This window comes from Arthrobacter sp. GAS37, assembly GCF_044908325.1.
Taxonomy (GTDB): domain Bacteria; phylum Actinomycetota; class Actinomycetes; order Actinomycetales; family Micrococcaceae; genus Arthrobacter; species Arthrobacter ramosus.
Genome location: NZ_JBIYDB010000031.1, coordinates 41295 through 47967 on the forward strand (window position 1 = coordinate 41295; position 6673 = coordinate 47967).

The 6673-nt window shown below is 63.0% G+C and carries 5 protein-coding genes and 1 pseudogene; all 6 read right to left on the reverse strand.

Annotated elements, in window-relative coordinates; all coding sequences use genetic code 11:
• Positions 1-3 precede the first annotated feature (3 nt).
• The gene (locus ABH924_RS19130) at positions 4-783 is read right to left on the reverse strand and encodes a DeoR/GlpR family DNA-binding transcription regulator (RefSeq protein WP_404501370.1); all 780 of its coding nucleotides are present in this window, start codon (positions 781-783) and stop codon (positions 4-6) included.
• A 29-nt stretch (positions 784-812) separates the two neighbouring features.
• Positions 813-2888: a beta-galactosidase gene (locus ABH924_RS19135; protein ID WP_404501371.1), complete on the reverse strand. Its 2076-nt coding sequence runs from the start codon at positions 2886-2888 to the stop codon at positions 813-815.
• A gap of 4 nt (positions 2889-2892) precedes the next feature.
• Positions 2893-3801: a carbohydrate ABC transporter permease gene (locus ABH924_RS19140; RefSeq protein WP_404501373.1), complete on the reverse strand. Its 909-nt coding sequence runs from the start codon at positions 3799-3801 to the stop codon at positions 2893-2895.
• Entirely contained in the window at positions 3798-4802 is a 1005-nt protein-coding gene (locus ABH924_RS19145; protein ID WP_234748707.1) for a carbohydrate ABC transporter permease, read from the reverse strand. The genes ABH924_RS19140 and ABH924_RS19145 overlap by 4 nt, the downstream gene beginning before the upstream one ends.
• Positions 4803-4816: 14 nt before the next feature.
• The gene (locus ABH924_RS19150; RefSeq protein WP_234748711.1) at positions 4817-6133 is read right to left on the reverse strand and encodes an ABC transporter substrate-binding protein; all 1317 of its coding nucleotides are present in this window, start codon (positions 6131-6133) and stop codon (positions 4817-4819) included.
• Between the two features lie 198 nt (positions 6134-6331).
• Positions 6332-6673, reverse strand: a pseudogene (locus ABH924_RS19155) (acetyl-coenzyme A synthetase); the annotation flags it as partial.

Here is a 6673-nt window from a genome sequence, read left to right on the forward strand (position 1 = left end):
ACGCTAAGGTGCCGCGATCCTGAGCTTCCCGACGCCGTCGGCGAGGATGCGCCGGGCATCCTCGCCGAGATGCGAATCCGTCACGAGCACGTCGGCTTCCTCCAGCTGGGCGATCGAGGCGATGCCCACCGTTCCCCACTTGCTGTGGTCCGCCAAGACCACCACGTTGCGGGCCGCACTGATGAAGGCCCGGTTGGTTTCGGCTTCCTGCAGGTTCGGCGTGGTGAATCCGGCGTCCGCATCCATGCCGTGGACGCCCAGGAACAGGGTGTCCAAGTGCAGTTGCTTCAGCGCGGCCGTTGCGATGGGACCCACCAAGGCATCCGACGGCGTGCGCTCTCCGCCCGTCACGATGACCGGGAAACCCGGCCGTGAACCCGAGGCATTGTGGAAGAGATCCGCAATCCTGATGGAATTCGTCACCACGGTGATCCGCGGGCCTTCAAGGAGTACCTTGGCGAGCTCGTAGGTGGTTGTTCCGGCGCTCAGGCCCACGGCCATGCCCTCATGGACCAGGGTGGCGGCCTCGATGGCGATCGCGTGCTTTTCCTCGATCAGCTGGGTGGATTTCAGCTCAAAGCCGGGCTCGTGGGTCCGGGCATCGCCGGGTATCTTGGCCCCGCCATGGATGCGCTCGACGAGTCCGGACTCCTCAAGCGACTCGATGTCGCGCCGAACGGTCATGGCTGAGACGCCCAGCAGTTGCGCGAGGTCCGAGACACGGACAACCCGCTCGCGCTGGACGGCGTCGACAATGGCGGTGTGGCGGGCTGCCTGAAGCATCGGAGCCTTTCTGGAGGGGCGGCGGGTGGCTAGGCGGGAGTGGCGACGACGGCGACGCCTCCGGCAGTAAGGTTTAGCGTACCTCCGGTGGGTGCCCCGCTCAGGAGCTCGACGCCGTCGAGCGGCACCTCCACGTCCTGCGAGCCGTGGTTGATGACGAAGGTCCAGTCCTTGGTGCCGTTGCTCCTGCGGACGATTTCCACGTCTTCCGGGGGCTGAATGCCCAGGACCGGCTCCACCCCGGCGTCCGAGCACAGGAGCTGGACCAGTTCGGCCAGTCCCGCGCGGCCCAGACTCGTGGCCACGTAGTAGGCGGCACCGCGTCCGGCGGATCCCGCCCGGCGGGTCACCGCCGGCGAGCCGTCGACGCCGGTGCGTGCGACGCCGGCGCCTGTGCCGTTTGTGTCTCCGCCGCCGTCGAACGTGGCAAGAACCTCCGCCGCGGTTGCCTTCCCCAGCTCGCTCCAGACTGTCCCGGAGCCGAAGCGGCTCAAGCCGACGGCATCGCCGGAACGCAGGGGGAAGAATTCCTCCATGCTCACGCCGAGCAGTTCGGAGAATGCCCCGGGATAACCGCCGCCGTTGACCGGGTCCATACGGATGTGGTCGTTTTCGTCAACGATTCCGGAGAAATAGGTGATCACGAGGGTTCCGCCGGCTTCGACATACTCGTGGAGCTTTGCCGCACCTTCATCCGTGACCAGGTACAGCATGGGGGCGATCACCAGTTTGTAGCCGGAAAGGTCATCGGTGCTTTGCCGGATGTCCGTGGTGACGCCTGCCCGGTAGAGGGCGTCGTGCCAGCGCCGCGTTTCCGGGAGGTTCCGTGCGTCCTCGCTGGGGTGCGAGTCCAGTTCGGTGCCCCAGCGGGCGTCGGTGTCGTGGATGATGCAGGCTTCGGCCTGGACCGTTGAGCCGGCCACCTCCGAAATGCTCTCGAGCGCGCGGCCCAGCTCCACCACTTCGCGCCAGACTTTGCTGTCGCGGCCGGCATGGGGGACCAGTCCGGAGTGGTATTTTTCGGCCCCGGCGCGGGAAGCCCGCCATTGGAAGAACAACACGCCATCGGTTCCGCGGGCCACGTGCTGCAGCGAGTTGCGCAGCATTTCGCCCGGTGCTTTGGCCACATTGCGGGGTTGCCAGTTGACTGCCGAGGTGGAGTGTTCCATCAGGAGCCATGGCTTGCCCTGTGCCCAGCCGCGGGTGAGGTCCGCTGTCATGGCCAGTTCCTGGAAGTTCCGTTCGTCGGCCGCAATCAGATAGTGGTCATTGGACACGACATCCATATGCCCGGACCAGCGCCAATAGTCCACAGGAGCGCTCAGGCCCATGTTGAAGCCCATGAAATTGGTGGTCACCGGGTGCTTCGAATTGGCCCGGATGATGTCTGCCTCTGCGTTGAAGCACTCAAGAAGGGCATCGGAGGAGAACCTCGCGAAATCCAGTTGCTGCGTGGGGTTAACCCACGTTCCCGAGCGGCGCGGCGGCAGGATCTCGGCCCAGTCGTAGTAATGCTGGGACCAGAAGGCCGTGCCCCAGGCCTCATTGAGCGCGTCCAGGCTCCCGTACCTGGCCTGGAGCCATTCCTGGAAGCCACGCTCCGCGTGGGGGCCGAAGTCCGGTTGGTTGTGGCAGCCGTACTCGTTGTGGACATGCCACATCACGACGGCGGGGTGCCCCGCGTAGCGCTGGACGATCGCCGTCGTCAGGGCTGCTGCCGCCCGGCGATAGTCCGGCGAGCACGCCGCGAAGGCCTGGCGCGAACCGTAACTTTGCCGGACGCCGTCGGCATCCACCGGGAGCGAATCGGGGTACTTGCGGCTGAACCACGGCGGGGGAGAAGCACTCGCGTTCGCGAGATCCGCACTGATGCCGTTGGCGTGGAGCAGGTCAAGGATCCTGTCCAGCCAGCCGAACTCGTACCGGCCTTCTTCGGGCTCCAGAAGGGCCCAACTGAAGATGCCGACACTGACGAGGTTCACCCCGGCTTCCTTCATGAGGGCGACGTCGTGTTTCCAGACCTCTTCGGCCCATTGTTCGGGGTTGTAGTCGCCGCCGAACGCGATCCGGCCGCCCAACTTGTCGACGATGTAATCCATTGCCATGCGTTTATCCTTTGCTGGAACCGAGCGTGAGACCGGCCACGAATTGGCGCTGCAGCACGAGGTAGATGATCAGGGTGGGTATCACGGTGATGGTGGCGCCGGCCGCCAGCAGGTTGTAGTTGCTGAGGAATTCGCCCTGCAGGTTGTTGATGGCCGTTGTGATCGGCAGCCGGTTACCGCTTTGGATGAAGAGAAGCGGCCAGAAGAAGTCGTTGTAGATGAAGATGACTTCCAGGGTTCCGAGCGCCGCGAGGGCGGGCCGGCACAGCGGCAGGATGATGTTCCAGTACTGCCGCCAGATCCCGGCACCGTCCACGAGCGCGGCCTCCGTCAGGTCGGACGAGAGGGCCTTCATGTAGTTGGAAAGCACGAAAGTGCAAAACCCGATCTGGAACGCCGTGTCCACGGCGATCACCGAGATGTAGGTGTTGAGCAGGTTGCCGGAATCGCTGAAGGAGTACGGCAGCGTGACATGTTTGAACATCTCGAACAACGGGGCTGCCAGAACCTGCGGGGGAAGGAGGTTCCCGGCCGTGAACATGATCAGGAGCGTGACGTTGAATTTCCAGCTCACCCTGGAGACGGCGAATGCCATCATCGAGGCAAAAAACAGGGTCAGGAGCACCGCCGGCACGGTGATGATCACCGAGTTCAGGAGGTATTTCGAGAATCCGCCTTGGGTCCAGGCCTGTATGAAGTTGTCGAAATTGAAGGTGCCGCCAAGGCTGAAATAGCCGTATTTGTCCGTATCCGCCTTGGGACGCAACGCCGTGAACAAGGACCAACCCAGCGGAATCAGCCACATTATTGCCATGACGGTCAGGAAAATATGGGTCCCATAGTGGCGCTTCCCGGAGGTCCGGGTTTCGCCTGCCGCTGCTGTGCGCGGGATGGGGTTGGCGAGGGTGCTCATGCCTTGCTCTCCTTGCCGAAGGTGCGGATGAGGTAAAAGACGATGGGAATCAGCGAGATGACCAGGAGAATCACCGCGAGGGACGAGCCGACTCCGATCACCTGGCCTTCGCCGATCAGGTTCTGGATCACCAGGGCGCTGATCAATTCAAGGCCGTTGGTCCCTCGGTTGATGACGTACACAATGTCGAAGGCACGCAGCGACTCGATGATCGTGATCACCACGATCACGATGTTCACGGGGCGCATTGCCGGGAAGACGATACGGAAGAACGTCTGCGCCGCATTGGCGCCGTCGATCGACGCCGCTTCCTTCAGCGAAGGGTCCACGCCCTTGAGCCCGGCCAAGTACAGGATCATCACGTAGCCCGCGTGACGCCAGGTAGCTGCAACCATGGCCGCCCAGATATTCACGTTCGAATTTCCAAACCAGTCCACAGCCTGCGGTGTGCCCGCTGTCCCCAGGAGGTAGTTCAGGAGCCCGCTGTCCCGGTTGTAGAACAGCTGCCAGATGATGCCGATGAGGGCCAGCGACAACATGACGGGTGTGAAGAAGATGCTCTGGTAGATCTTGCTGCCGCGGATCTTCTGGTCCAGGAGCACCGCCAGCAGCAGGCCGAGGGGCGTCGCGATGAGGGCCAGGAACACGAGCCACAGGACGTTGTGCTGGATCGCGGGCCAGAACGGGGGATAGTCCTGGACCACGTAGCGGTAGTTGTCCGTCCCTGCGGCCTTGATGTCCTTCAGGTCCAGGCCGTTCCAGCGGGTGAAGCTCAGCGCAATGGAGAAGAGCGTGGGCAGCCAGACCAGCAGAAGTTGGATCAGCGTAGGCAGGCCCACCATGATCGCGAGGATGAATTTGTCACGGCGCGTGAGGCGGCGGACCCTGCCTGCTTTGCCGGTCCGCCTGCCGGTGCCGGGCTGGCTCTTCCCGGCCGTGGTTCGCCCTGCAGCACCGGGCTCGCTGTCCGGTGCTGCCGGTTTCTCGGCGGTAGTACTCATGGGGATTCCTTCACCTACTGGGCTGCGTAAAGGGTCTTGGCCTGCGCTTCAAGGTTCTTGACGTCCACGGTGCCGTCCTTGATGAAGGACTGCAGCGCGGGGATCATCACGTTGTTCGCCATGGCAGGGAGGGCATCCCGGTCCAGGAACTGGCTGATGTACTTGGCATTGGCGATGGTGTCCGCGCACTTCTTGTTCAGCGGCGTGAACTTTGACGTGTCGGCGCCCTTGACGGTGGCGATGTTGGAGCCATCCACTGCTGAGTAGGCGTTCTGCCCTTCGGCGGATCCCATGAACGCCAGGAAGTCGTGCGCTGCTTTGTTGTCGCCGCCCTTCTTGGAGAGGAGCAGTCCGTCGATGGGGGCTTCGACGGCGTCGGTGCCTTCAACTGCGATTTCCGGGAACGGGAAGAAATCGATGTCCGCCAGCACGGCGGGATCCGTGAACTGCTGGGTCACGAACGAACCCAACAGGTACATGCCGGTCTTCTTGGCTTCGAGTGCCTTGGCCGCATCCTGCCACGTCTGGCCGAGGGCATTGGGGTCTTGGAACGGCAGGAGGGCTTTCCAGGTGTCGAAGACGTCGCTGACCTTCTTCTGGTCCCAGCTTTCCTTGTGGGCGGTCAGGTCCACGTGGAATTGGTAGCCATTGAGACGCATGTTGATGTAGTCGAAGGTGCCCATGGCGGGCCAACCGTCCTTGTCCGCGAAGCCGATCGGGATGATGCCGTCGGACTTCATCTTGGCGGCCAAGGTCTTCAGCTCATCGAACGTCTTGGGGACTGCGTAGCCCTTTTCGGCCCAAAAGCTCTTCCGGTAGAAGAAGCCCCACGGGTAGTTGTAGTTGGGGACCAGGTACATCTTGCCGTCCGGCCCGGTGGAGGCCTTCTTCATGGCGTCGGAGAAGTTGCTGCCGATCGTTGCCCACACGTCATCCACGGGAGCCAGGAGGCCCTTGCCCGCGTAGTACTGCATGCGGTAGCCGGCGAACCAGGTGAAGGCATCGTCGGGGCTGCCCTGGAGATAGGAGTTGATCTTGTTCTGGAAGTCGTTGTGCGGGACGACGTTGGTGGCCACCGTGATGCCGGACTTCTTGGTGAAGGCATCGGTGACGGCTTTGTAGGCCGCCTTGGGAACATCGTCCGAAGAACCCGAGCCGAAGGTCAGGCTGTTCGAGGAGGCTCCGGGAGCTGGCCCGGAGCCACCGGTGCAAGCAGCCAGCAGCGGAATGCCGGCGAGCCCCGCGGCACCGATACCGAGCGTTTTCAGGATGGTGCGGCGTCCAGGGCCCGCATTGTGGGCCGACTGGAACGGGTCAAGATTCGCTGCCATGTTCTCTCCCTTGAAAGCGTGGTGCTTGTGAGTTTTCTCACGTAGAACTCGACTATAACCGCTCAAAACAGAACATGAAAGAACTAAATATAACATTCTTGCGACGGCGGGTTTTAAGACAAAAGCGGCGGTCCTCTTTGGAGAGAACCGCCGCCTTAGCTTGGTGGCCTTTGGAGCTTTGCTTGTTTGGGGCCGTGCCTATTTCTTCAGTGACTGCGCGATCTGGGCCATGATGGTGGGGTCGGAGAGGGTGGTGGCGTCGCCGGGTTCGCGGCCTTCGGCGACGTCTTTGAGGAGGCGGCGCATGATTTTGCCGGAGCGGGTTTTGGGCAGTTCGGGGACTACGAGGATGTGCCGGGGTTTGGCGATGGGGCCGATTTCCTTGCCGACGTGGTTGCGGAGCTCGGCGATGGTGGTGTCGCCGTCGTTGACGGCGTCCGCGCGGAGGATGACGAACGCGACGACGGCCTGGCCGGTGGTTTCGTCGGCGGCCCCGACGACGGCGGCTTCGGCCACGGCGGGGTGGGAGACGAGGGCGGA

Coding starts and splice junctions, on each gene's coding strand:
- ABH924_RS19150 (WP_234748711.1), bottom strand. CDS start 6,133: ATGGCAGCGAATCTTGACCCGTTCCAGTCGGCCCACAATGCGGGCCCT.
- ABH924_RS19135 (WP_404501371.1), bottom strand. CDS start 2,888: ATGGCAATGGATTACATCGTCGACAAGTTGGGCGGCCGGATCGCGTTC.
- ABH924_RS19145 (WP_234748707.1), bottom strand. CDS start 4,802: ATGAGTACTACCGCCGAGAAACCGGCAGCACCGGACAGCGAGCCCGGT.
- ABH924_RS19140 (WP_404501373.1), bottom strand. CDS start 3,801: ATGAGCACCCTCGCCAACCCCATCCCGCGCACAGCAGCGGCAGGCGAA.
- ABH924_RS19130 (WP_404501370.1), bottom strand. CDS start 783: ATGCTTCAGGCAGCCCGCCACACCGCCATTGTCGACGCCGTCCAGCGC.